Source organism: Nonomuraea sp. 3-1Str (genome assembly GCF_031570565.1).
GTDB lineage: Bacteria > Actinomycetota > Actinomycetes > Streptosporangiales > Streptosporangiaceae > Nonomuraea.
Map to the genome: position 1 here is coordinate 34,962 of NZ_JALHBK010000020.1, position 23,728 is coordinate 58,689.

Genomic DNA, 23,728 nt, shown 5'->3' on the forward strand with positions numbered 1-23,728 from the left:
CGGTGAACGCGACCACGGGACTCCAGCTGCTCCTCATCGCCGGCGGCGCGGTGGCCGTGGCCGCCGTGGCGCGGCGCAAGGGCTGGCCGGCGCCGCTGCTGCTGGTGGCGGCCGGGCTGATCGTGTCGCCGGTGGTCCCGGCCGTGCCGCTGGACCCCGAGCTGGTGCTGTTCGTGTTCCTGCCGCCGCTGCTCTACTCGGCCGCGCTGGACAGCTCGTACCTGCGGCTGCGCGACGTGCGGCGGTCGGTGGCGATGCTGTCGGTGGGTCTGGTGCTGGCCACGACGGCCGCCGTCGGGCTGGTCGTGCACCTGCTGCTGCCCGAGCTGCCGCTGGCGGCGGCGTTCGCGCTGGGCGCGATCGTCGCGCCGCCCGACGCGGTGGCGGCGGTCGCCGTGGGCCGGCGGCTGGGCCTGCCGCGCCGGCCGCTGACAATCCTCATCGGCGAGAGCCTGTTCAACGACGCGACCGCCCTGACCGCCTACCGGGTGGCCATCGGCGCGGCCGTGGGCGGCACCGTGGACCTGGCGGTGGCGGCCGGCGAGTTCCTGTACGCGGCGGTGGCCGGGGTGGGGATCGGGCTGGCGCTGGCGTTCGTGTTCGCCTGGTTGTTCCGGCACACCCGCGACTCGCTGGTCGAGAACACGCTCATGCTGCTCATCCCGTTCGCCGCCTATCTCATCGCGGAGTCGGTCCACGCCTCCGGCGTGATCTCGGTGGTGATCGTCGGCCTCTACCTGGGCAACCAGATGCACCTGCGCGGCTTCGGCACGCGGCTGGTGTCCGCGTCGGTGTGGAAGGTCACGGACTTCTTCCTGGAGACGATCGTGTTCGCGCTGATCGGCCTCCAGCTCGTGACGGTGGTGCGGGGCGTCAGCGGCTACGGCGCCGGTGAGCTGGTGCTGTACGCGGTCGTGGTGTTCCTGACCACGGTGCTGGTGCGCTTCGCCTGGATGCTGCCCGCGGCGTACGTGCCGAGGCTGCTGGGACGTGGCGAGGGCACCCTGCCGACCCCGCAGGTGGTGATCGTCGGCTGGGCCGGTATGCGGGGCGTGGTGTCGCTGGCCGCGGCGTTCTCCATCCCCGCCGACGTGCCGGGCCGGACGATGCTGCTGTTCCTGACGTTCACCACCGTGATCGGCACGCTGCTGGTGCAGGGGCTGTCGTTCCCGGCGCTGATCCGGCGGCTGCGCGTGTCCAGCGAGGAGGAGCGCTACCAGGACACGCTGGCCGAGGCCAGCGCCCAGCAGGCGGCGCTCACGGCGGGCCTGGAGGCGCTCGACCGGGCGGTGGAGGGCGACGGCGAGCCGGACGAGATCCAGAAGCAGGTCATCGACCAGCTCAAGGAGAAGTCGTGGCGGCGCTCGCTGAGCGCCTGGGAGCGGCTGGGCGGCGGCACGGCGCAGGGCGGCGCGGAGACGCCGAGCGCGCTCTACCGGCGCCTGCGCCGCGACATGCTGCAGGCGGAGCGGGAGGTCTTCGTCCGGCTGCGCGACGAGCGCAGCCTGGACGACGAGGTGATGCGTGAGGTGATGGCCCAGCTCGACTTCGAGGAGGCCATCCTGGAGCGTTAGCTAGCCCATCTGGTTGTCGACGTAGCCCCACCGCCACTGCTCGCCCGGCTCGAACGACTGGACCACCGGGTGGGCCGCCACGTGAAAGTGCTGGGTCGCGTGCTTGCTGGGCGAGGAGTCGCAGCAGCCGATGTGCCCGCATTCGAGGCACCGGCGCAGGTGCACCCACCGCCCGCCCGTGGCCAGGCACTCCTCGCACCCGTCCGGGGTCCTGGCCGCCGGGTCCCCGGCGTGGGAAAGATGTTCACATGTTGCCATAGGGGAAATCCTAGAACTCCACTCTTGTTTTCCTGTCTCCGCACCCCTTGCTGAGGGCGGGGCGACAGTGGACATGGTGCACATCGCGGATGTGCCAGTGGACGTCGTGCACACCGCGGATGTGCCGCGGACCACTGCCCCGAGGGAGGGCGCCGACCGGCGTGACCACCGTCAAGGACTTCTACGTCGGCCCCACCGCCAGGGCGCACACCTTCGACGGTCCCTGTCACGCCGAGCTGTGAGTCCGGCCGCGGCGGGAGGGCGTTGGGTAGGGTCACCGGTATGAGCCCCCTCAAGACCCGGTTCGCGTCCCTCGCCGCCGTCGCCGCCCTCGTCGTCACCGCGGGGTGCGCCGAGGTCAACCAGACGATCGACAAGACCCAGGCGTGCCTGGAGGCCCCCAAGATCGTCGCCGACCTGGGCAGCCAGATCGGCAAGCTCAAGGACGACCCCCAGGCGATGGACAAGGCCCTCGACGACGCCTCCAAGAAGCTGAACGACGTGGCCGACAAGGCGGCCAACACGACGCTGAAGGAGGCCACCGACGACCTCGCGCGCACGCTGGGCGGCATCGACGTCAAGAACGTGAACGACGCGGTCGACGCCGCCCAGAAGGTCGGCACCGACACGGCCGCCTACCTGGAGAAGGTCGCCAAGGCATGTAGCTGAGCCGTGCACCAACCCCGCCTTCTCTAGGGGGAATGGGGACGAATTAGCTTCGCAGTATGGAGCCTGATCCGCGTTTCACGCTCGCCAACGAGCGCACCTTCCTGACGTGGCTCAGCACCGCGCTGGCCCTCAGCGCGGGCGGGGTGGCCATGGCCGCGGTGCCGGAAGGCGTCTTCGTGCCGTGGGCGCGCACCCTGCTGGCCATCGTCCTGGTCACCCTGTCCGCGCTGGCCGCCGGCATGGCCTACCCGCGCTGGCGCAACATCCAGCGCGCCCTGCGCAAGCAGGAGCCGCTGCCGCCGCCCGCCCTCGCGGTCGTCTTCGGGTGCGGGGTGACCGCGGTCGCCGTGATCGCCCTGGTCTGCATCGTGGTCGCGGCCTGACATGTCACGCCCCGACATGTCACGCCCTGACCGTCCGTCCGACCCCGCTGAGTCCGCGGACCGCGTGGACCTCGGCGACATCTGGGACTCGGGGCTGCAGAGCGAGCGCACCCGGCTGGCCTGGGTGCGCACGGCCGTGGTGCTGTCCACGGGCGGGCTCGCCGCCGCCGGCCTGGCCCTGCGCCATGGAATGACGCTGCGGCACGCCCTGCCCGTGATGACCGCGATCGGGTTCGCGCTGGCCGCCCTCTGCGGGGGTGTGCTGCTGCTGCGCACCGGCCTGCGGTTCCGGCGCGTGCAGGCGGCGCTGCACGGCGGCCGTTCCACCGACGATCGGGTGGACGCCCTGCTGGCGTGGGCGGGGACGCTGTGCGCCGTGGCCGGTGCGTTCGCGTTCGTGCTCACCGCGTGATCGTCCCAGGTCGGGACGTTATGGACGGCTTGCCGGACATGCCCCTCCGGGATGACACTCGGTCTAGGGGGTGAACCCATGGAAGAACTGCGCAGAGTGGTTCCGTTCGAGTGCCGTCGCTGCTGGCACGTGTGGGAAGAGGAGTACCTCGTCAGATACGGCGAGGACCGCCATGGCAACGAACGGGTCGTCTGGATGCAGGGCGGGGTCGCCGTGCCTCCGCCGACGGAGGGCATGATCTGCCCACGCTGCCACTGTCAGCAGGCCACCACGTTCCCCGAGGGGTACCTCGGGCACCATCCGGAGCTCATTCCGCCTCAGGAGCCGGCCCGGCCCGACGACACGCCGCTGCTCAGCCCGGTCCCCAAACGGCCGCGCTACTGACGGGACCCTCCGTCTCCGGGAACGGCGGCCCGTGGCCGTCCCCGGAGGCGGAGGACACGTGAAGATGACTCATGTCACGTGACAGCAGGTGAGCATTTCCTGGCCCCAGGTGTCACAAGCCGCGTCTTGCCGCAGCGTGTGCGCCTGGCCGAGACTCGACATGGCGCTCGCGTTCCCATCGGGACCCGTGGCGGCGGCGCCGTCGCGTCCGCCGCCTGGCGAGGGAGGAACCGTGGCGCGCGCGGGCGCCCTCTCCATCACCGTGTCGCGGGCCCGGCCGGTCAGCTCAGGCTCTCCAGCCACGCCCGGTGCAGCCCGGCGAAGCGGCCCGACGCGGCGATGAGCCGGTCCGGTGGCCCGTCCTCGACGATCTCGCCCCGCTCCATCACCAGCACCCGGTCGGCGATCTCGACGGTCGAGAGCCGGTGCGCGATGATCAGCGCGGTCCGGTCGGCCAGGATGGTCCGCAGCGCCCGCTGCACCAGGCGCTCGCTGGGCACGTCCAGGCTGGAGGTCGCCTCGTCCAGGATCAGCACCGCCGGGTCGGCGAGGAAGGCCCGCGCGAAGGCCACGAGCTGCCGCTGGCCCGCCGACATCCGGCCGCCCCGCTTGCCGACCTCGGTGTCGTAGCCCTCGGGCAGCGCCGAGATGAAGTCGTGGGCGCCGATGGCTCGCGCCGCCTCGCGTACCTGCCGGTCGGTGGCCTCGGGCCGGCCGAACCTGATGTTGTCGGCGACCGTACCGCTGAACAGGAAGTTCTCCTGCGTCACCATGACGACGGCCGAGCGCAGCGTCGGCTCGTCCAGCCGGCGCAGGTCCACGCCGTCGAGCAGCACCTGGCCGCCGGTCGGGTCGTAGAAGCGGGAGATGAGCTTGGCCAGCGTCGTCTTGCCCGCGCCGGTCGCGCCGACCAGCGCCACGCTCTGGCCCGCCGGGATGGTCAGGTCGAGCCGCGGCAGGATCGGCATCTCCTCGACGTAGGCGAACCTGACGTGCTCGAAGCGCACCTCGCCGCGCGCCTCGGCCAGCGGCTCCGGGTCGCGCGGCTCCGGCACGCCCGGCTCCTCCTCCAGCACGCCCGACAGCTTCTCCAGCGCCGCGCCCGCCGACTGGAGCGTGTTGTAGAACTGGCTGATCTCCTGCATCGGCTCGTAGAACTGGCGCAGGTACAGCAGGAACGCGGCCAGCACGCCGACCGTGACCTCGCCGTGCAGCGCCAGCCAGCCGCCGTAGAGCAGCACGCCACCCACGGTCAGGTTGCCGATGAGCTTGATACCGGGCATGAACACCGCGATGAGCTGCATGCTGCGGGCGTTGGCGTCGCGGTAGTCGTCGTTGAGCTTGGTGAAGATCTCCTGGTTGCGCGGCTCGCGGCGGAACGCCTGCACCGCCCGGATGCCGGTCATCGACTCCACGAAGTGGACGATCACCAGCGCCACGGTCTCGCGGGTGCGCCGGTACACGATCGCCGACTGGCGGCGGAACCAGCGGGTGAACAGCAGCAGCAGGGGCAGCGGCAGCAACGCCACCAGGCCGAGGTGCACGTCCAGCACCACCAGCAGCACGGCCGTGCCGAACAGGGTGAGGACCGCGGTGACCAGGCTGTCGAAGCCCGACTGGAGCAGCTCGGCGATGGCCTCGATGTCGGAGGTCAGCCGGGAGATCACGCGGCCGGAGGTGTACTTCTCGTGGAAGCTCAGCGACAGCCGCTGGAAGTGGTCGAACACCCGCCTGCGCAGCTCCAGCAGGATGCCCTGCCCGATCTTTCCGGACAGCTGCAGGAACGCCTGCCGGGTGAGCGCCTGCGTGACCGCCGCCGCCAGGATCACGCCGACGACGGTCAGCAGCGTGCCGGGGCCGGTCCCCTTGAGCATCGGCGGGATGCCCGCGTCGATGCCCACCTTCACCAGGTACGGGATGGCCAGGCCGCACAGGTTGGAGACGACGATGATGCCGGTGAGCAGCGCGATCGCCTTGCGGTGGGGCGACAGCAGGCCGCCGAGCAGCCGGCGCGAGCGGGCGCGCAGCAGCACCGACACCTTCTCGGACAGCTCGTCCTGGTCCTCGGAGGCGACCCCGCGCCAGTCGGACCCCTTGGATTCCGGGGGCTCCGGGGGCTCGGGGGAGGTGGGGGTGGTCGCCGGACCGGTCGCCGGGGCGGTCATCGCAGCGCTCCTTCGGACGGGTCGAGGTCGGCGTCCTGGGCCAGCAGCTCGCGGTAGGCGGGTACCTCGGCCAGCAGCTCGTGGTGCCGGCCGACGTGCGTGATCGTGCCGCCCGACAGCAGCGCGACCTTGTCGGCCAGCAGCACGGTCGAGGCGCGGTGCGCCACCACGATGCCGGTCGCGTCGCGCAGCACGTGCCGCAGCGCCTGCTCGACGAGTGCCTCCGTCTCGACGTCCAGGGCCGAGAGCGTGTCGTCGAGCACGAGGATCCGCGGCCTGCTCAGCACGGCCCTGGCCAGCGCGAGCCGCTGCCGCTGCCCGCCGGACAGCGACATGCCCTGCTCGCCGATGCGGGTGTCGAGGCCCCACGGCAGGTCGTGGACGAACATCGCCTGCGCCGTGCGGATGGCGTCGTCCAGCTCCTCCTCGGTGGCGTCGTGGCGGCCGAGCGTGAGGTTCTCGCGCACGCTCATCGAGAACAGCGTCGGCTCCTCGAAGGCCGTGGCCACCACCTCGCGCAGCGCGGGCAGCGTCAGGTCGCGCACGTCGTGCCCGTCGATGGTGACGCGCCCGGCGGTCGGGTCGACGAGCCGCGGCACCATCGAGGTGAGGGTCGTCTTGCCCGAGCCGGTGGCGCCGACCACGGCGACGGTCTCGCCGGGCCGCACCTCCAGCCACAGGTCACGCAGGACCGGCTGCGCCTCGCCGGGGAAGCGGAACTCCACGCCCTCGAACCGCAGGTGGCCACGCGGGTTCTCGATCACCCGCGTGCCGCCCTCGATGGCCGGCTTCGTGTCCATGACCTCCATGACCCGGTCGGCGGAGGTCATCGCCTCCTGCGCCATCGCCAGGATGTAACCGAGGCTGGCGATCGGCCAGACGAGCTGGAGCATCATCGTGATGAAGGCGACCAGCGTGCCCAGCGTCAGCACGCCCGAGCCCACGGCCAGCGCGCCCAGCAGCAGCACCAGCGCCAGCGTGAAGTTCGGGATCATCTCCAGGAAGGTGAAGAACCGGGCCGACAGCCGCACCTTGTCCATCGACGTGCGGTACACCTTGAGCGCGGCGTCGTCGTAGCGCTCGTAGACGTGGTGGCGGCGGCCGAACGCCTTGATGGTGCGGATGCCGATGGCCGACTCCTCGACGAGCGTGGCGAGGTCGCCCTGCTCGTCCTGCACCTGCCGGGAGATCTTGATGTAGCGCTTCTCGAAGCGGTTCGACACCAGCACGATCGGAACGGCGGAGGCGGCCACGAGGAGCCCCAGCGGCCAGTACATGTTCAGCAGCAGCACCGTGACGGTGATGAGCTGAAGGATGTTCATGACCAGGAAGAGCATGCCGAAGCCGAGGAAGCGGCGGATCGTCGACAGGTCGGTGGTGGCGCGGGACAGGAGCTGACCCGACTGCCACTCGCCGTGGAAGGCCATCGGCAGGCGCTGCAGGTGCGCGTACAGGTCGTCGCGGATGCGGGTCTCCAGGCCGAGCACGGGACCGATCTGGGTCCAGCGCCGCAGGAAGATCAGCAGCGCCTCGGCCGCGCCGACGCCCAGCGCGAGCAGGCCGAGGGGCAGCAGAGCGCCGGTGTCGCCGCTGAGCACGGGGCCGTCGACGACCTCCTTGCCGATGAGCGGCAGCGTGATGCTGGCGGCGATCGACAGGACCGCGACGAGCCAGATGAACACCAGCTTGCCCACGTACGGACGGAGGTAGGACTTCATCCGCCACAGGGCGTGGGACGACAGGGCTGGGAGTGAGAAGGGCAGCGGACGGCGGGGTGAACGTGTATCGGGAGGCATCCCTACCAGGCTAATACGTGGGATCAACCCATTTTCGGTCCGCCACGCTGGCGGGTCAGCGGCGCCGTCACGGCCGCCTGGCTCGGCTTTCCCGCCCTTCTCCCCCCAACCGAATCGGACCTGACATATCGCCATGGTTACTGTTTTTGAGCATCCGATGGCTGAGGGAGTGGCCTCTCCTCCGGCTCAGCGCCCCCCGGCTGAGGTTGTCGTACGGTGCCGGGCGCGGCGGCCGAAGTCCGACAGCAGCGGCGTGACGTCCGCCGCGCCGATCGTCACCTCGATCGCCCCGGCGGGCGGCACCGCCACCGTGTCCCGGTCGAAGTGCACCCGCAGGGCCCCGCTCCGGGTGAAGGCGACGTCCGTCAGCCCCGTCGCGGGGGAACGGAGGGCGGCGTCCAGCCGGGCGGCCTCGATGCCCTGGCGGCCCGTCAGCTTCCGCTTCACCAGCGTCCCCAGCTCGGCGACCGCGCCGGGGCGCAGCAGCCGGAGCGTGCCGACTCTGTGGGTCCTGCCGTCGTACCAGTACGTCCGGGTGGTGGTGCCGTCGCCGGCCGCCTCGACCCGGGTGGTCAGCCGGACGCCCACCACGTCGCCGGAGGCCGCCAGGGTCGTGGGGGAGACGGTCAGCCGGTCGCCCTCGGGGCAGAAGCGTGCGGTGGCGCCCTTGAGGAAGGCGTCGCGGCGGGCCCGCGTGTCCTTGCGCAGAGCCGCGGTGAGCGCGTCCGCGCCGCGGTACTCCGGGTAGGCGACGGACCACCGGCACGGCCCCCGCCGGCCTCGGTCGACGACCAGCCGGGGAGCGTCGGCCCCGTCCGAGGTCACGGCCCTGCCTGAGGTCACGGGGCTGTGTGAGGTCGTCGGGGCGTACGCGTAGGCGGGGGTGGTCACGGCGCCGCAGGCGGCGGTCAGGGCGACCGCCGCCAGCAGCTTGACCGGGAAGTTCGCTTTCATGGCAGGTAGGACACCTCAGAACCGCTTCTGGTTGTCCTCTGTGGTCCCGCGTCAGGCGCCCTCATGGCTGAACAGGGCCTCCATGGCCCGCACCAGCGGCGGGGCGTAGGTGCTGCCCGAGCCGGACGCGGTCTTGGAGCCGCCCCAGGAGGCCTGCCACTCGCCGGTCGCGGTCGTCCGCATCGCCGTGTGGCTCAGGGTCCCGCCGTCCGCGTTCTTGGTGTAGAGGGCCCAGTGGTGGGCGGTGTTGCCGTTCGTGGCCGAGCCCTTCGCGACCGTGTCGTCGTACGACGACGCGAGGAAGGTGTAGTCCGTCCCCATCTGCGAGGGCGGCTGGGCGCCCAGCCACTTCAGGAAGCCGCTGCCGTCCCGCATGTCGCTGCACTGCTCGTGGGTGAGGCTGCACACGTCCACCAGCGCCGTGTCGATGCCCTTGTGCGGGGTGGCCAGGGTGACGATGTCCTCGATGTACAGGTACGGGGGCCAGCCGCTGGGCACGGCCGTCGCCCCGACGCTCTGGGCGTCCATCGACACGGCGTCGATGTCGGGGGCGGCGGCCGCCACGCCGTACCTGTTGACCCCCTCGATGGCGGCCTTGGCGATGAGACCGCCCATGGAGTGCGCCATGATGTCCACCGGGACGCCCTGGCTGGAGTAGGAGGAGTAGACGGTCCAGGCGAGCTGGCGGCCGATCTCCTGGATGCGGGTGTCCGTGGTGCCGTTGAACTTGATGTCGCAGTTCGTGCTCTTGTTGTAGTAGCCGAAGGTGCGGACGTCGGTCCACCCGTTGGCGAGGAGCAGGTCCCGCGCGTTCTTCCAGGAGCTCGCGCAGTTGGTGTCGGCTTCGCGGTCGAACCCGTGCACCAGCAGGGTCACCCGTTGCCCGTCGCCGCGCGAGGGCGCCGCCGAGGCGGGCGGCGCGGTGACGGCCAGCGCCGCCGCGGCCACGACCGAGGACATGATCGCGGCCAGGCCGCACCTGAGGAGTCTGTGCATCCACGCACTCCGTTCCATGGGATCGCAAGCACGGTAGAGCGCGGGCGATCATGCGCGAATCGGCCGTCAGATCCTCGGCTCAGGGACGTTCCGGAGCGCCGGCTAAGTCGGCCCGGTCACGCGGCTAAGTCGGTCCGGCCCGTCGAGCGCGGCGAACGGGCCGAGCTCCGCCGGCGGCTCCGGCTCGGCGAGGATGCCGAGCTCGGCGAGCTGCCCCCGGGAGGCGACGCCGAGCTTGGGGAACGCCTTGTACAGGTGATGCCCGACGGTGCGGGGGCTGAGGAGGAGACGCGCACCGATCTGCCGGTTCGAGAGCCCGGCAGCGGCCAGCCGCACCACCTGCCGTTCCTGCGGGGTGAGCCGCCCGAGCAACCCCGGAAGATTTCCGCGGCGGCGGGCCGGCTCGGTCGTGGCCTGGAGCTCGCCGCCCGCCCGGCGTGCCCAGGGCGTGGCGCCCAGCGCGCCGAACGTCTCGAACGCCGCACGCAGGTACCGCCGCGCCTCCGACCGCCGGTGCGCGCGCCGCAGCCACTCTCCGTACAGCAACTCGGTCCGTGCCTGCTGGAACGGCTGCCCCGCCGGGATGGCGACGGCCCTGGCGTAGTGCCGGCCCGCCTCGTCGTCGTGGGCCAGCAGACCCTCCAACCGCGCGGCCACCGCTCTGGCCCAAGGACGGCCGGAGGCGGCGGCCCAGTCCGCGTACCTGGCCGCCGGCTCCTCGGCCGGCTCGCGCAGCCCGGCCCGTACGGCGGCCTCCACCAGGTCGGGCACGGCGTGGAGCGCGACGAGCGGATGGTGGCAGGCGCCGGACCACAGAGCCGCCAGCCGTTCGACGGCCGGCCGCGGCCGCCCCAGCCCCAGCTCCAGCAGCCCCCATGCCCACGTCCCGACAGCCTGAGCGGCCCCAGCTCCCTCGGCGACCTGAGCGAGTTCGGCCAGGTGAGGGACGCGGGTGGCACAGGCGGCTTCGCCGGACAGGGTGGCGGTGTGGCCGTCCACCGCAAGGAGAGCCGGGACGGCCCCTGCCGGCGTGGTCAGCCGGCGGCAGCGGTCCTCGTCGCCGTTCACGGCGGCCAGCCAGGCGAGCAGGGCGTGGAGGTGGGCGGCCCGGTACGGCTGCCGGACGGCGGACGCCGCACGAAGCCCTTCGCGGGCCGCCGCCTCCGCCTCACCGTGCCGGCCTGCTGACAGCTCGGCCTGGGCGAGCAGGGTCAGGGCCTCCGGGAGGACACCGATCAGCCCGTGGCGGCGGCACCGCTCGGTGAGCAGGACGGCCAGCTCGCGGCCCACGACCTCGTCCCCCGAGGCGACGCCCATCCACGCGGCCGGGGCGAGCAAGTCCGGGTGGTCCGCGGAGGAGACCTGTACCGACCGGAGCGCCGCACGCACAGGGGAGAGGTCCGTCGCCGCCCGCCCGGCCACCATCCGCCCCATCACTTCCATTCCGGCGGCGAACACTCCCGCGATGTCGCGGTGCGGGCCGGCTGCTGTCCCGGCCGCCGGGTGCGTGGTGAGCGCGGCCAGGCGGGTGGCGGCGGCGTCGGCGAGCACCCCGTGACATGCGGAGGAGGCCTCCCGCACCGCATCCGCGAGCAACCGCACCGCCGGCGACCGCATTGCGGCCGGCCTCACCACCGGCGCGCCCACAGCGGACACGCCATCCTCCTGCGGCCCGCGCTCCACCGCCGGCACCTGACCCGTCGTCGGCCCATCGGGGGACGCGGGTTCCGGTGGTGTGCGGGGGGCCGGCCGGGTGGTCGCCGACTTCTTCTGCTGCGTCGGTGCCGTCTCGGCGGCGAGGGCGTGATGGGCGCCGGTCAGCAGGATGCGGGCTGCCGCCTCGGGGCGGCCGTGGACACTCTCGATGCCCGCGCGCACAGCGGCGAGGCGGGCGCGGGTGGCCGGGGCGGAGGGGAGTGCCGCGGCTCTGTCGGCCAGGGCGGCGGAACGCCCGGTGAGCCCTGCCTGCAACGCCAGCTCCGCCGCGGCCACCAACCTCTCCGCCGACCGGCCCGGCTCCGCACTCAGCTCGCCCGCCCGCTCGTACGCGACGGAAGCCACGACCACGGGCACCCCCTCCCCGGACGCCCGAGCCCCGAGCGTTCCGTCACCCAGGGCGCTCGCCGTGTGAGTCTCGCCCGTGAGCGTCCCCTCCGCGTGCCGCTCGTCCGTGAGCGTCCCGTCCGCATGCCGCTCGTACGGAGCGATGGCCGGCGGGTCGGCGGCGTGGGGGAAGAGGTGGAGGGCGGCGTTGTGGAGGGCGGTGGCCAGGGAGTCCTCGGGGCCTGCGGTGACGGTGGCGTGGTGCCAGGCGCGGCGGGTCGTGTGCGCCTCGCCTTCCAGCGCGTCCGCCAGTGCCCGGTGCGCCGCCACCCGGCGGAAGTACGGTGCCGTTCGGTAGGCCGCGCTGCGGAACAGCGGGTGACGGAAGGTCAGCCCTGTGGCCGAGAGCCGCACCAGCTCGTCGCGTTCGGCGGGTTCGAGGTCGGCGGGCGTGGCGCCGAGGCGGGCGGCGGCGCGCAGGATGACGTCGAGGTCGCCCGTGTCGTCGGCCGCCGCCACGAGCAGCGCTGCCCGGGTGGCTTCGGGGAGGCGGTGGACGGGCGTCTCGAACGTGGCCCGAACCCGGCCGGACAGGGGGCCGCACTCGCAGGGCAGGGGCAGTGGGCCCAGCCGGCCGGCCTGCTGCTCCGGGGTGAGGGCGGCCGCGAGCTCGACCAGCGCCAGCGGGTTTCCGGCGGCCTCCTCGGCCACCCGGTGGCGTACCTGGGAGGGGAGGCCGGGCGCGCGGGCGGCGAGGAGCTCGCCGGCCGCCGTCATGTCGAGTCCGGCCGGCCACAGCTCCTCGACCCCGGTGCCGGTCAAGGTGCCGGCCCCGGTCAAGGTGCCGGTGCCGGACCGGAGTGCGGGGAAGGTCCCGGCCGCCGTTCCGTCCGTGGGTCTGGGGGCGGGCGCCGGGTGCGTACGGCTGGGTACGTCGTCGCGGGCGGCGAGGATCATGGCGACGCGCTCCCCGCCCAGTCGCCTGGCCGCGAACAGCAACGCCTCCGCCGACGCCCGGTCCAGCCAGTGGGCGTCGTCCACCAGGCACAACACCGGCGCCTCGGCCGCCACGTCCGCCAGCAGGTCCAGTACGGCCAGCCCCACGAGCCGTGTCCGGGACCGATCCGGCGCCTCGGGCGGCGCGGCCTTCACCGCCTCGCGCAGCGCCTCCGCCCGGTCGGCGGGCAGCCGACCGGCGTGGGCGAGCACCGGGTGGAGCAGCGGGTACAGGGCCGCGAACGGCAGCTCGCTCTCCGGCTCGACTCCGGTCGCCCGCAGCAGCAGGAAGCCGGTGGCATGGGTGGCGGCGTGGTCCAGGAGCGCGGACCTGCCGATGCCGGTCTCGCCCCTGACAATGACGGCTCCGCCCTGGCCCGCCCGGGCCGCCGCCGTCAACGCGTCGATCCGGGCCTGCTCGCGGGCGCGTCCGTACAGCATCCACCCTCCTGACGATCAAGTCAGGAGTCAGTATGGGACCTTGTCCACTCCCGGGTAAGGGCCGTCGGCGATGTCCGTGGTCAGGGGAGGAGCTCGCGCTCGCGCTGGCTGCGCCATTCGACGAGCAGCACCGTGGCGTCGTCCTGGAGGCGGTCCTGCTGGTGCTCGAGGAGTGTCTGGATGAGCCGGCGCAGCGTCTCGGGGGGCGGCACGCCGTCGGCCTCCCGGCGGACGACGAAGTCCACGAACCGCTCCAGGCCGAACACCTCCCCGCTGGGGCTGCGCGCCTCGATCACCCCGTCGGTGTAGATAAGCAGCCTGTCACCGGGTTCGAGCTGGTAGCGGGCCGGCTGGTGGATGGCACCCAGACGGAAGCCCATCGGCGGGTCGGGGGCGGTCTCCAGCGTGGCGACCAGGCGGCCGTGGCGGAGCACCAGCGGCGGGTGGTGGCCGCGGTTGACCCAGGTGAGCAGCCCGGTGCCCATGTCCAGCGTGGCCAGGACCCCGGTGGCGAACTGGGTGCCGCCGAACTGCTCGAAGATGGCCCCGTCCACGGCCTCGCTGATGGACACGAGGTCCGCGTCCTCGCGGCGGGTGTTGCGGCAGGCGCCCACCGCGATCGTGGCGGTCAGCCCCGCGGCGGTGTCGTGCCCCATGGCGTCGAACATCGACAGGTGCAGGCTGTCGCCGGTCACCGCGTAGTCGAACGCGTCACCGCCCGCGAGATAGGCGGGTTCGAGGGCGGCGGTGACCACGACCCGGTGGGTGGCGAACGTCCGGATCGGCAGCAGCGTCCACAGCATCTCGGCCGAGAGCTGCATCGGCTGGGCGCGCACCAGCCGGGCGTACGTGTCGCTGGTGTCACGTTTGTTGGCGATGATGAGCGCGGTCAGGGCCGCGAGCTGGGAGGCCAGCCACCGGACGCGCTCGTCGTCGCGGGGCACCGTGACGACGAGCACGCCGATCCGTTCGGTGCCGTCGAGCAGCGGCAGGTACATCCGGCGCGGCTCCTGCGCGGCGGGCGCCTGCCCCGCCTCGGGCTCGGCCGCGGCCGGGCCGCTGCTGGGCCGGGTCTGGACCACGTCCAGCGAGCGGAACGCGCGGCCGGCCACGGTGGTGTCGACCCGGATGCGCTCCAACGGCGTGCCGTCCTCGTGCCGCTGGCCCGGCAGGGGGACGAGGTACTGCTGTTGGAGGTCGGCGACGTACAGGAGCACACCGGAGAAGCCCACCGGCTCGGCGTACGCGGCGACCAGGCGCGTCAGGTCCTCGAGCGTGGCGAGGTGGTGAGCGGCGACCAGGCCGCCCAGCATGCGCTCTCCGTCGTCCGGCACCCGCTCACTCCTCGTAGTCCTTGACGTCCTTTCTACCGGTGTCCTGGGGTTTTGACACTGATGTTCGCGGGCGAGGCTCGGACGGAGTCGGCCACCGGACCAGCGGCGGCGGCGGCGCCAAAGAAACAGCAAAGGTTGGTGGACGCGTCCTGGCGTTCCGTCTGGGGGGCCGCTGAAGATGGGATGGGGGGTGGTTCGTCGATGAAATCGATGATGAAGGAGAGTCACGAGCTTCGCTGGGGCGGGATAGCCGGCATCGCCGCCATCGTGGTGGGGCTCATCGGCCGGCTGGTCATGGGGAACGCCCCGAGCGTCGCCGAGTCCGCGACGAGCGTCGCCGGATACCTGTTCGAGTACCGGACCCAGGTCCTGGCGGCGTCGGTGCTGTACGCGATCGCCACGATGCTGTTCCTGTGGTTCGGCGTGGCGCTGTCCACGGCGTTCCGCCGGGCCGACGACGCGAGTGACACGCCGACGCTGGTCCTGGCGGGGTACGTGCTCGTCTCCACGGTCATGTTCCTCGGAGTGTCGCTGTTCGCCGGGCTCACGTACGCCATCACCACGCACCGCGGTGCCCTGCTGGCCCTGGCGGCCGGCCCGTACACCGCGCTGACCGTGATGAGCATGATCAGCGGCATCGCGCTGGCGGCGACGTTCGCGGTGACGGCCGCCGCGATCATGCGCACGCATGTGCTGCCGATGTGGATGGCCTGGTTCGCGATCGTCGTGGCGGCGATCAAGCTGCTGACCGCGCTCGGTGTGGGCAGCACGGCGAGGGCGCTCGCCCCGGACGCGCCCCTGATGTCGCTCGTTCCGACCATACTCGTGGCGATCTGGGTACTGGTGGCGAGCTACATGCTGATCCGCGAGCACCTGCCCGTCCGGGCCGCGGGCACACGTCCGGTGATGGGGCACTGACCGGGCACGCCGGAAGGGTGCGGCGGGCGCGGCGACGCGCCCGCCGCGGCGCGGGCGGCAAGGCGGCAAAGGCGGCAAACGCGGCGCAGGTGGGACGGAGGTCACCGGTATCGGGGACGAAGGTCACCAGGGCGTCGTCATGACCACGATCCGGAGCATCGGCCCGTTACCGTGAGCCGAGGGAAGACATCAGGCCGTGGAGATGGAGAGCTACATGTCGGATCTCGGGAGCCTCGGACGCCGGATCGCAGAGCGGCGTGAGTCGCTGGGCCTGACCCGCGAGGAGCTGGCCACAAGGGCGGGCGTGGAGGCCGCGTACATCGGCTACCTGGAGGAGCAGTCCGGCGCGGCCGCGCGCGAGACGGCCGCCAAGCTGGCCGCGGCGCTGGACGCGACCGTGCGTGAGCTGCTGGACGAGGCGCCGGCCGGCGCGGGCGCCGCGGCGCCGGACGCGGACCTGGTGGAGCTGGACGAGAAGGAGTGCCTGCGCCTCATCTCGCCGGGCGGGGTGGGCCGCATCGCCTTCGAGGGCCGCTACGGCCTGACGGTGCTGCCGGTGAACTACCGCCTGTCCGACGTCGGCGCGATCGTCTTCCGCACGACCCCCGGCGGCACGACGGACGCCGACCTGCGCACCGGCATGAAGGGCGTCGAGTACAAGGTCGCCTTCGAGGTGGACAGCGTCGAGGAGCTGACCGGCGGCGGGTGGAGCGTGCTCGTGCAGGGCTCGCTGCACCACGTCACGGACGAGGAGGAGGCGGCGGTGGCCGCGACGGGCGTCCAGCCGTGGGCGGGCGGCGATCGCCGGCAGTACCTGCGGATCACGCCGTCGCGCGTGACGGGCCGCCGCATCACCACCGACTGACGCCCGTACCTCCGAGCCCACGCCTCGAAGCTTGACCACACTGTCCTCCGACATCGTGCTGCTCGATGTACTGGCGCAGGACGTTGATCGCAGCCTCGCCGACGCTTCCGGCGAGGTATGGGCCCGGCCACAGCGTGTTGGCCCTGTAGTGATGGGCGGCCAGTCCGGGGGACTCTGTCCCATTTGCCGGGAAGACATTCACTTGAGGCTGTTGACCAGTCTGGACAGCGCCACCTTGGGTGGGTAGTTGACCAGCAGGCGGACATGGTTCCTCGCGCCGTTGAACTCCCTGTGTCGGAACTAACCGAGTGCGCATGGAGTACGAAGACGCGGTGTCAGCCGTCCGGATCTGGCTGCGCTCGGGCGTGAGCCATCTGGCCGTTCACCCGGCTGGTGCACATGCTCACCGCGCCGGTCGGCTACCTGACGCGGCCGCACATCGTCTACCGCTCCCGCGACGACGTCGCGGGGACGCGCCCGGCGCGCCGCGGCTGGGCCGGCTGACCGCATGGGACCAATGACCCTCGCATCGGTGACTTCTTCCCCGGGCGCTTTCCCCCGGCCGCGACCAGGCTGGAGGTGAGAGTCCCGACGGGAGGCGATGGGCTATGGCCGGACGGATCGTGGTCGGCGTGGACGGGTCCGCGCCGTCGACGGCGGCGGTGGAATGGGCCGCCGTCGACGCGCGGCGCCGCGGGCTCGCGCTCCGCGTCGTACACGTCTGCGAGCAGTGGGGGCCGCCCGCGGGCAGCACGGAGTACTGCTCCGCGATGCTGGAGACCGCCGCCGACCGGGCGCGGGCCCTCGCGCCGGACGCCGACGTGAGCAGCGGCATGCTGAGCGGCGGCGTGATCGACGCCCTCGTCGGCGAGTCGATCCTGGCGGAGAGCATGGTGCTGGGCAGCCGGGGCCTCGGCGGGTTCGCCGGGATGGTGCTCGGCTCCGTGAGCATGGCCGTCGCCGGCCACGCCGCCTGCCCGGTCGTGGTCGTGCGCCGCACCGCCGTCGTCCAGCACGGCCAGGTCGTGGTGGGCTACGACGGGTCGGAGCACTCGCAGGCCGCCATGGAGTACGCCGTCGAGCAGGCCCGCGCGCGCAACGCCCAACTGCACGTGCTCTACGCCTGGCAGATGCCGGTCTACTCCCCGTACGCCACCGGGTACGGGGGCCTGATCCAGGACGCGTACCAGCAGGAGGTGCGCATGGCCGCCGAGCGGGTCGTGCCCTGGCGGGAGAAGAACCCCGACATACGGATCGTCGACGACCAGGTGTGCGAGCACCCGGTGTCGGCCCTGATGAAGGCGGCGCTCACCGCCGACCTCGTGGTGATCGGCTCGCGCGGGCTGGGCGGGTTCGTCTCCGCCGTGCTCGGGTCCGTCAGCCACGGCGTGCTGCACCACGTGGCATGCCCCGTCGCGGTGGTACGGCCGCGCAAGGAGCGGACATGGAGGGAACGGACATGACCACCGACCGGGACATCGCGTCCCTCACGGCCGAGCAGGTGATGAGCCGCGTGCTCGTCACCATCACGCCCGACGAGTCGCCCCTGATGGCCTGGGAGTTGATGCGCCGGGCCGGCGTGCACCACCTGCCGATCGTGGACGGGCGGCACGTGCTCGGCATCCTGTCGCGCGAGCACCTGGCCGCCTCCTGGTCCGGCGGGCCGTCCGAACAGTCCGTGCGCCAGGTCGGCTCGATGCTGGGACGCGAGCCCCGGCCCCGGGTCGGCCCGGGCGACACGCTGCGGCGGATCGCCGGCCTCATGGTGGACGCGGGCTGCGACGCGGTGCCGGTGGTGTCCGCGCGCGGCCTCGTCGGCCTGATCACGACCAGGGACGTGCTGAACGCCGTCGCCGGCCGCACCGACGTCTCGGACGCTCCCGGGGAGGTCATCACTGGGATGTTCCGCCTGGAGCCGGTCCTCCCACCCCGGCCGTGACCGCGGACAGGGGCTAGCCCGTACGCCCCTCCTCGGGGCGGCACCTGCGTTGAATACCTTCATGGCCGGAACTACGGCCACAATCCCGGCTATGAAGGTAAACTGGCAGCGCTTCGTGGTCGCGTTCGATCCATGCGTTGAAGGAGGACTGTCGCAGGGCTTCCGCCAGGCGGCCAGGGTCGGCCGGCATGGCAGCGGCGGTACAGGGCGATGATCTCAGTAGGGTCGAGCCGAGTCACGAATGCGCCACCCCTGTTCGGAGCCGTGTGATGGGCACGATGGTCAGTGCGGCCGCCGCGGCCAGGAGCACGAAGGCGAGGCGGAAATCCGCCATGGCGTCGCGCAGGATGCCCACGAGCATGGGAGCCAATGCGGCGCAGCCGTACCCGACGAAGAAGGCCATCGCGCTGAGCCTGCCCGCATCAGCGGAGTCGCGGCTGACCGCTACCGGCACAGTCAGTACCAGGGTGAACAGGCCACCGTGCCCGACGCCCAAGGCGAGGATCCACAGCCACGTCGCCGTGGCGGGCGCAAGGGCCAGGCCGGTGAAACCGAGTGCCGTCAGCGCCGCCGTCAGCGCGAGCCCCACACGCAGGTCGCGCCGTTCGCCGAGCAATGCCGGTACAGCCAGCATCGCCACCACCTGGATGCAGATCATCACGGTGAGCAGCATTCCGGCCCCGGCACCGAGCCCGTTCTCCTGGAGCAGTGGCACCACCCAGGCCAGCTCGCAGTAGTACAGGGCGGAGTTGGCCGCCGACAGCGCGGTCACCCGCCAGGCCACACCACTACGCCAGGGCAGCCCCGTGGTGAGCGGGCCCGCGGGGGCGGCCGCCCGGTCCAGGGCCAGGGAGCGCCGGGACGCCGTCCACGCCACCACCCCGGCCAACGCGAGCACCGACCAGGAGGCCAGCGCCCCAGGCCAGGAGCCGAGGAAGTCGGCCAGCGGCGCACTGACTCCGGCCGCGACTGCGCCGCCCGCGCCGAGCCCTGCGGTGTAGACGCCGGTTGCCAGGCCCGCCCGGTCGGCGAAGCGGCTCTTGACGACAGCGGGCAGCAGCGTCTGGGCGATGGCGATCCCGGCGCCGACGACCGCCGCGCAGCTCAGTTGCAGCCAGGTGGATCCGCCGACGAGGCGGGCGGCGGTGGCCACGGCAATGACGATCATGCCGAGCAGCACCCCGCGATGGAGCCCGAACCGGCGGCCCGCCACGGCGGCCAGAGGCGCGCACAACCCCATGGCCAGCGTGGGAACGGTCGTCAGCAGGGCCACCCCGGTCGCGGTCAGATCCAGGTCGGCGCGGATGCGGTCCACCAGCGGCGAGACCGCGGCGATCGCCGGCCGCAGGTTGGCCGCCGCCACGAACATAGCCAGTCCTGCCAGCCCGAGTACCTGCTTGCCAGGTGGCGAAGCGATCGACGTCATGACACTCCAATGATCTCGGACAGTTTCTATCCGAGTTCTATCACAACTCGGACAAACGATGTCCGAGTTGGGTACGCTGGCGGTTATGAAGCTGTCCAACGGGGTGGAGTGGGCGCTGCACAGCTGCGTCACCCTCGGCCAGAGCCGCGAACCCGTCCCCGCGGCCCGGCTCGCCGAACTGCACGGCACCCCTCCCGCTTACCTGGCCAAGCACCTGCAGGCGCTCTCGCGCGCCGGCATCGTGCACTCCACGGCCGGCCAGGTAGGCGGATATGAGCTGACTCGGCCCGCCGCCCAGATCTCGGCGCTGGAGGTGGTGCGGGCCATCGACGGCGAGGAGCCCGCCTACCGGTGCACTGAAATCCGGCAGCGAGGCCCCCTCGCACTCCCGGCCGAGCGATGCGAGCGGCCGTGCGCGATCGCCCGCGCCATGGCCGCGGCCGAGGATGCATGGGCAGACGCCCTACGCCAGGTCACGATCGCCGACCTCGCCGCCCGCATCGACGCCGACAGTGAGGGGACAGCGATGGCCGCTGTCAGCCGATGGCTGGCCGCCGCACGCTAGGGATCCGGCCATACGATTCCTCGAGTGATTTCGTGCGGCAGCATCACACAACCGTGTTCTCACCACAGCGCGGGCGGTGGGTTCTGCGACATGAGTGATCTTGCCGATCCGGCGGCCGCGGTCGAGAGTTTCGATTGTCCTACGTGCGAGGTGCCCACAGGGGAGCGCCCGCTGGACGCGGGGAGGGTTCAGAGGCCGTGGATGCGGCGGCCCGTGACCTGGTGCGGGACGATGCGGATGTAGAGCTCGCGCTCGCCGCCCGCCCACGGCGTGACCCCCGCCCCCGTGACCCCGGGCAGCTCCTCCTCCGTGACCAGGTGGGCGGGGCCCTGCACCAGCACGCTCCAGCCCTCGCGCCGCGCCTCGTCGATCTGGTCCACCTCGAACCCGATCTTGACCTCCACCCCCTTCACACCCGTGCGCACCGCCCGGTCCATCGGGCCGCCGTGGGCCGTGCGGAACAGGACGGCGCCCTCCAGCAGGCGATAGTTGACCGGCATCACGGCCGGCCCCTCCGGACCGCTGAAGGCCACCCGGCCGATGCCGCCCGGCGAGATCAGGCGCACGCACTCCTCGCGGCCGAGCTTCTCCAGCGTGGGTGACGCCTGGGCGGGGCCAGGGCCCGGCGGCCGGTCCGCGCCGCCGCCCAGCAGGTCGCCGGAGGTGACGCCCAGGGCCCCGGCCAGCCGGGTCAGCGCGCCGGTGCCGATCGTGTCGGGATGCTGCTCGACGTACTCGACGTAGCCGGGCGCCATCCCGGCGCGCTCGGCGAGCTGCTCGCGCGTCAGCCCGCGCTGCTCGCGGTAGTAGATGATGCGGCGTCCGAGATCGCCGGTCATGGCCGTCCTCCCTGTCGGTCACCACGCGAGCCGGCGCCCGTCGCCGTCCGCGCGGCGGCCGTGCCGGGGACGGTACCCCGCCACCCGGCGCCTGAGACATCCGCCGCCCGCCGGGCCGGGGCGCCGGGGACCTTCGGTCCGGTGCGGCGGGACGTTCGCCGCTGCCCGGCGGCGGGGGAGGGGAGGAGCGTGGGAGGAGGAAGAGAGGTGGACACCATGGCAATGGAAGTCAAGGACGTCATGGGCCGCGTGGCCATCGCCGTCCTGGAGGACGCGTCGTTCAGCGAGATCATCGGCGCGATGAAGCGGTTCGCTGTCGGGGCGGTCACCGTGATCGACGCCGACCGGCGGCCCGTGGGCGTGGTGTCGGAGGACGACCTGCTGCTGAAGGAGAGCGACCCGCTGCGGCACAGCGTCTCGATGTTCGAGTCGCGCAGGCAGCACCGCGATCACCACAAGGCGGCCGGGGTCACGGCGGCCCAGCTCATGAGCTCTCCGGCGATCACCGTCACCCCCGGCATGCCCCTGCGCGACGCGGCGCGGCTGATGCGCGACCGGCGCGTCAAGCAGCTCCCCGTGATCGACCCGGTCAGCGGGCGCGTCGTCGGCACCCTGCACCAGCGCGACGTGCTGCGCGTCTTCACCCGCCCGGCGGACGAGCTGCTGGCCGGCATCAGGGACCAGGTGCCGGACCTGGCGGCGTACGCGATCGAGATCGAGGACGGCGTGGTCACCGTCCGCGGCAGGTGCCGGCGCAGGTCGCAGGCCATCGCGCTGGCGGAGACCATCCGCGGCGTCGAGGGCGTGGTGGACGTCGTCTGCGAGGTGGAGCACGACCAGGAGGACGTCCTCATCGTGCCGCCGCTCCTCTGACCGGCCGCGGCGGCGTACGAGAAAAATCTTGGAAACAGGGTCGCGGGCATGCCAAGAACCCGCGGACGGCTCCGACCAAGCGGTGAAAGGCCGGCAGGGTGACACACCCGGACGGCGACCACACCGGCATCAAGGAGCCTGCGCCATGCGGAAGATCCTCTACTTCGTCCACACCTCGCTCGACGGCCACATCGACGGCCCCGACGGCGAGTTCGACTGGCCGGCCGTGGGGCCGGAGCTGTTCGGCTTCTCCGACGAGCTGACCGCCCGCGTCGACACCTTCCTGTACGGGCGCGGGGTGTGGGAGGTCATGTCCGGCTACTGGCCCGACGCCGAGCAGCACTCCGACGACGAGCACGACCTGAAGTTCGCCCCGCTCTGGCGGGCCATGCCGAAGGTCGTCTTCTCCACCACGCTGGACAAGGCCGGCTGGAACACCCGGATCGTCAGCGCGAACCTCGCCGAGGAGGTCACCGCGCTCAAGCGGCAGCCCGGCAAGGACCTGCTGCTCCTCGGAGGTTCGGGGCTGCCGGGCGAGCTGGCGCGGCTGGGCCTGATCGACGAGTACCACGTCGTGGTGCACCCGGTCGTGCTCGGCGGCGCCCGGCCGCTGCTCCCCCTGCGGAAGGAGCGGGCCGGCCTGCGCCTGACCGGGACGCGCACGCTCGACGGCCGCACGGTCCTGCTCCAGTACGTGCCCGCCGGGTCCGAGCCGGAGGCCGGGTAGGCACGGGCGCCGCTCAGCGCCGGTCCGGCCGGCCGCGGAGGCGGGGGCGCACGGCCCCCGCCTCCGGGACCTTCGGCCCTGCCCCGCGGGTCCCGTCCCGTGATGCGCTGGTCTCATCACCAGCGGGAGGTATCGCCATGATCATCAGTACGGCAGAACACAGGGAGCGCGCCATCCAGGGAGCCCTCGAAGCGGCCCGCTGGGCGCCGTCCGTGCACAACACCCAGCCCTGGAGCTTCGCCGTCTCCGGGAACGAGATCAGCCTGCGCGCCGACGTGGACCGCAAGCTGCGCCTGGGCGATCCTTCCGGCCGCGAGCTGCTCATCAGCTGCGGCGCCGCCCTGTTCACCATCCGTACGGCGCTGCGCTGCGAGGGCGTCGAGCCCGTCGTACGCGTCCTGCCGGACCCCGACCGCCCCTCGCTGATCGCCACGATCACCCTGGGCGAGCCGGCCGAGCCCGACGAGCGCGTGCGCGCGATGGGGCGGCAGATCGAGCGGCGGCGCACCCACCGGGCCGGGTTCACCGACCTGCCGGTGCCCGAGCGGCTGGTGGAGGGCCTGGTCCGGGAGGCGCGGGACGAGGGGGCCAAGCTCACTCCGGTCCGCGCTCCGGTCGCGGTGGCCATCCTCGCCGCCCTCACCCAGGCGGCGCAGGGCGCGCACGCGCAGGACCGCGTCCTCACCCTGGAGGTCATCCGCTGGGCCCGCCCGCCGGGCAGCTCCCGCAGGGACGGCGTGCCCGCCGAGGGCTACCCGCGCACGGCGCCGCCCACGGACCCCGACTTCCCGCAGCGCGACTACGCCTGGCGGCACGAGTGGGGCAGCCAGGCCGATCTCAGCCGCTCCAGCTCCGTCGGCCAGGTGGCGCTGCTCACCACGACGGGCGACACCCGCGAGCAGTGGATCGCGGCCGGGCAGGCCCTGCAGCGGGTGCTGCTGCACGCCTGCGCGCACGGCGTCAGCGCGGCCTTCCACACGCAGGCGCTGGAGGCGTACCACCTGCGCGAGTTCCTGAGGCACGAGCTGTGCTCCGACGAGTACCCGCAGATGATCATGCGGCTCGGCATCACGTTCGACGACAAGGAGAGCGTCCGCCGGTCGCTGCCCGAGATGCTGCAGTGAGGGCCGGACCGGCCCGCCCCGGTAGTGGGCGTTCGCGCGCCGGGGTG

At 72.6% G+C, this 23,728-nt stretch carries 24 protein-coding genes; 14 read left to right on the plus strand and 10 right to left on the minus strand.

What is annotated here, in order from left to right:
- The first annotated feature begins 2 nt into the window (after positions 1-2).
- Entirely contained in the window at positions 3-1,574 is a 1,572-nt protein-coding gene (locus MTP10_RS27805; protein ID WP_310712644.1) for a Na+/H+ antiporter, read from the plus strand.
- Here the strand turns inward: MTP10_RS27805 and MTP10_RS27810 are convergent, their stop codons facing one another.
- Positions 1,575-1,832, minus strand: a complete 258-nt coding sequence (locus tag MTP10_RS27810; protein ID WP_310712645.1) for a UBP-type zinc finger domain-containing protein — start codon at positions 1,830-1,832, stop codon at positions 1,575-1,577.
- Positions 1,833-2,114: 282 nt separating this feature from the next.
- On the opposite strand from MTP10_RS27810, the gene MTP10_RS27815 reads away from it, so the two are divergent.
- From MTP10_RS27815 to MTP10_RS27830, 4 genes are all read left to right on the plus strand, one after another.
- Positions 2,115-2,501 carry a hypothetical protein gene (locus MTP10_RS27815; protein WP_310712646.1) on the plus strand — a complete coding sequence of 129 codons (387 nt, stop codon included), beginning with the start codon at positions 2,115-2,117 and terminating at the stop codon, positions 2,499-2,501.
- Positions 2,502-2,557: 56 nt separating this feature from the next.
- On the plus strand, positions 2,558-2,884 hold the full coding sequence (locus tag MTP10_RS27820) for a DUF202 domain-containing protein (RefSeq protein WP_310712647.1): 327 nt from the start codon (positions 2,558-2,560) through the stop codon (positions 2,882-2,884).
- 16 nt (positions 2,885-2,900) lie between these two features.
- Positions 2,901-3,296: a DUF202 domain-containing protein gene (locus tag MTP10_RS27825; RefSeq protein ID WP_310712648.1), complete on the plus strand. Its 396-nt coding sequence runs from the start codon at positions 2,901-2,903 to the stop codon at positions 3,294-3,296.
- Between the two features lie 78 nt (positions 3,297-3,374).
- Positions 3,375-3,680 carry a hypothetical protein gene (locus MTP10_RS27830; protein WP_310712649.1) on the plus strand — a complete coding sequence of 102 codons (306 nt, stop codon included), beginning with the start codon at positions 3,375-3,377 and terminating at the stop codon, positions 3,678-3,680.
- Positions 3,681-3,961: 281 nt separating this feature from the next.
- On the opposite strand, the gene MTP10_RS27835 is transcribed toward MTP10_RS27830, so the two are convergent.
- The 6 genes from MTP10_RS27835 to MTP10_RS27860 form a co-directional block, all read right to left on the minus strand.
- A complete protein-coding gene (locus tag MTP10_RS27835) occupies positions 3,962-5,845 on the minus strand; it encodes an ABC transporter ATP-binding protein (RefSeq protein WP_310712650.1) in 1,884 nt (627 codons plus the stop codon).
- A complete protein-coding gene (locus MTP10_RS27840) occupies positions 5,842-7,563 on the minus strand; it encodes an ABC transporter ATP-binding protein (RefSeq protein WP_310712651.1) in 1,722 nt (573 codons plus the stop codon). Before MTP10_RS27840 ends, MTP10_RS27835 begins: the two co-directional genes overlap by 4 nt.
- 264 nt (positions 7,564-7,827) lie before the next feature.
- Positions 7,828-8,595, minus strand: a complete 768-nt coding sequence (locus MTP10_RS27845; protein WP_310712652.1) for a hypothetical protein — start codon at positions 8,593-8,595, stop codon at positions 7,828-7,830.
- Between the two features lie 51 nt (positions 8,596-8,646).
- Positions 8,647-9,591, minus strand: coding sequence for a hypothetical protein (locus MTP10_RS27850; RefSeq protein ID WP_310712653.1), 945 nt, complete (start codon positions 9,589-9,591; stop codon positions 8,647-8,649).
- Between the two features lie 102 nt (positions 9,592-9,693).
- Entirely contained in the window at positions 9,694-13,071 is a 3,378-nt protein-coding gene (locus MTP10_RS27855) for an AAA family ATPase (protein WP_310712654.1), read from the minus strand.
- A gap of 80 nt (positions 13,072-13,151) precedes the next feature.
- A complete protein-coding gene (locus MTP10_RS27860) occupies positions 13,152-14,405 on the minus strand; it encodes a SpoIIE family protein phosphatase (protein WP_310712655.1) in 1,254 nt (417 codons plus the stop codon).
- A 201-nt stretch (positions 14,406-14,606) separates the two neighbouring features.
- On the opposite strand from MTP10_RS27860, the gene MTP10_RS27865 reads away from it, so the two are divergent.
- Together MTP10_RS27865 and MTP10_RS27870 are read left to right on the plus strand one after the other, a co-directional pair.
- The gene (locus tag MTP10_RS27865; protein ID WP_310712656.1) at positions 14,607-15,323 is read left to right on the plus strand and encodes a hypothetical protein; all 717 of its coding nucleotides are present in this window, start codon (positions 14,607-14,609) and stop codon (positions 15,321-15,323) included.
- Positions 15,324-15,537: 214 nt separating this feature from the next.
- Positions 15,538-16,188: a pyridoxamine 5'-phosphate oxidase family protein gene (locus MTP10_RS27870; RefSeq protein ID WP_310712657.1), complete on the plus strand. Its 651-nt coding sequence runs from the start codon at positions 15,538-15,540 to the stop codon at positions 16,186-16,188.
- A 198-nt stretch (positions 16,189-16,386) separates the two neighbouring features.
- On the opposite strand, the gene MTP10_RS27875 is transcribed toward MTP10_RS27870, so the two are convergent.
- Positions 16,387-16,446 carry a hypothetical protein gene (locus MTP10_RS27875; protein ID WP_397334525.1) on the minus strand — a complete coding sequence of 20 codons (60 nt, stop codon included), beginning with the start codon at positions 16,444-16,446 and terminating at the stop codon, positions 16,387-16,389.
- A gap of 114 nt (positions 16,447-16,560) precedes the next feature.
- On the opposite strand from MTP10_RS27875, the gene MTP10_RS27880 reads away from it, so the two are divergent.
- From MTP10_RS27880 to MTP10_RS27890, 3 genes are all read left to right on the plus strand, one after another.
- On the plus strand, positions 16,561-16,692 hold the full coding sequence (locus tag MTP10_RS27880; RefSeq protein WP_397334526.1) for a respiratory nitrate reductase subunit gamma: 132 nt from the start codon (positions 16,561-16,563) through the stop codon (positions 16,690-16,692).
- A gap of 104 nt (positions 16,693-16,796) precedes the next feature.
- On the plus strand, positions 16,797-17,651 hold the full coding sequence (locus MTP10_RS27885) for a universal stress protein (RefSeq protein WP_310712658.1): 855 nt from the start codon (positions 16,797-16,799) through the stop codon (positions 17,649-17,651).
- The gene (locus tag MTP10_RS27890) at positions 17,633-18,127 is read left to right on the plus strand and encodes a CBS domain-containing protein (RefSeq protein WP_310712659.1); all 495 of its coding nucleotides are present in this window, start codon (positions 17,633-17,635) and stop codon (positions 18,125-18,127) included. The genes MTP10_RS27885 and MTP10_RS27890 overlap by 19 nt, the downstream gene beginning before the upstream one ends.
- 235 nt (positions 18,128-18,362) lie before the next feature.
- Here MTP10_RS27890 and MTP10_RS27895 read toward each other — a convergent pair whose 3' ends face one another.
- Positions 18,363-19,553, minus strand: coding sequence for an MFS transporter (locus tag MTP10_RS27895; protein ID WP_310712660.1), 1,191 nt, complete (start codon positions 19,551-19,553; stop codon positions 18,363-18,365).
- Between the two features lie 85 nt (positions 19,554-19,638).
- Here MTP10_RS27895 and MTP10_RS27900 point away from each other — a divergent pair, with 85 nt between their 5' ends.
- The gene (locus MTP10_RS27900; RefSeq protein WP_310712661.1) at positions 19,639-20,118 is read left to right on the plus strand and encodes an Rrf2 family transcriptional regulator; all 480 of its coding nucleotides are present in this window, start codon (positions 19,639-19,641) and stop codon (positions 20,116-20,118) included.
- Between the two features lie 188 nt (positions 20,119-20,306).
- Here MTP10_RS27900 and MTP10_RS27905 read toward each other — a convergent pair whose 3' ends face one another.
- Complete coding sequence (locus MTP10_RS27905; protein WP_310712662.1) at positions 20,307-20,957, minus strand: pyridoxamine 5'-phosphate oxidase family protein; 651 nt, start codon at positions 20,955-20,957, stop codon at positions 20,307-20,309.
- 216 nt (positions 20,958-21,173) lie between these two features.
- Here MTP10_RS27905 and MTP10_RS27910 point away from each other — a divergent pair, with 216 nt between their 5' ends.
- The 3 genes from MTP10_RS27910 to MTP10_RS27920 all read left to right on the plus strand — a co-directional run bounded on the left by MTP10_RS27910 (position 21,174) and on the right by MTP10_RS27920 (position 23,681).
- Positions 21,174-21,830 (plus strand): CBS domain-containing protein, encoded by a 657-nt coding sequence (locus MTP10_RS27910; RefSeq protein ID WP_310712663.1) that lies wholly within the window; start codon positions 21,174-21,176, stop codon positions 21,828-21,830.
- A gap of 145 nt (positions 21,831-21,975) precedes the next feature.
- The gene (locus tag MTP10_RS27915) at positions 21,976-22,557 is read left to right on the plus strand and encodes a dihydrofolate reductase family protein (protein ID WP_310712664.1); all 582 of its coding nucleotides are present in this window, start codon (positions 21,976-21,978) and stop codon (positions 22,555-22,557) included.
- A gap of 137 nt (positions 22,558-22,694) precedes the next feature.
- Entirely contained in the window at positions 22,695-23,681 is a 987-nt protein-coding gene (locus MTP10_RS27920) for an Acg family FMN-binding oxidoreductase (RefSeq protein ID WP_310712665.1), read from the plus strand.
- Positions 23,682-23,728 lie beyond the last annotated feature (47 nt).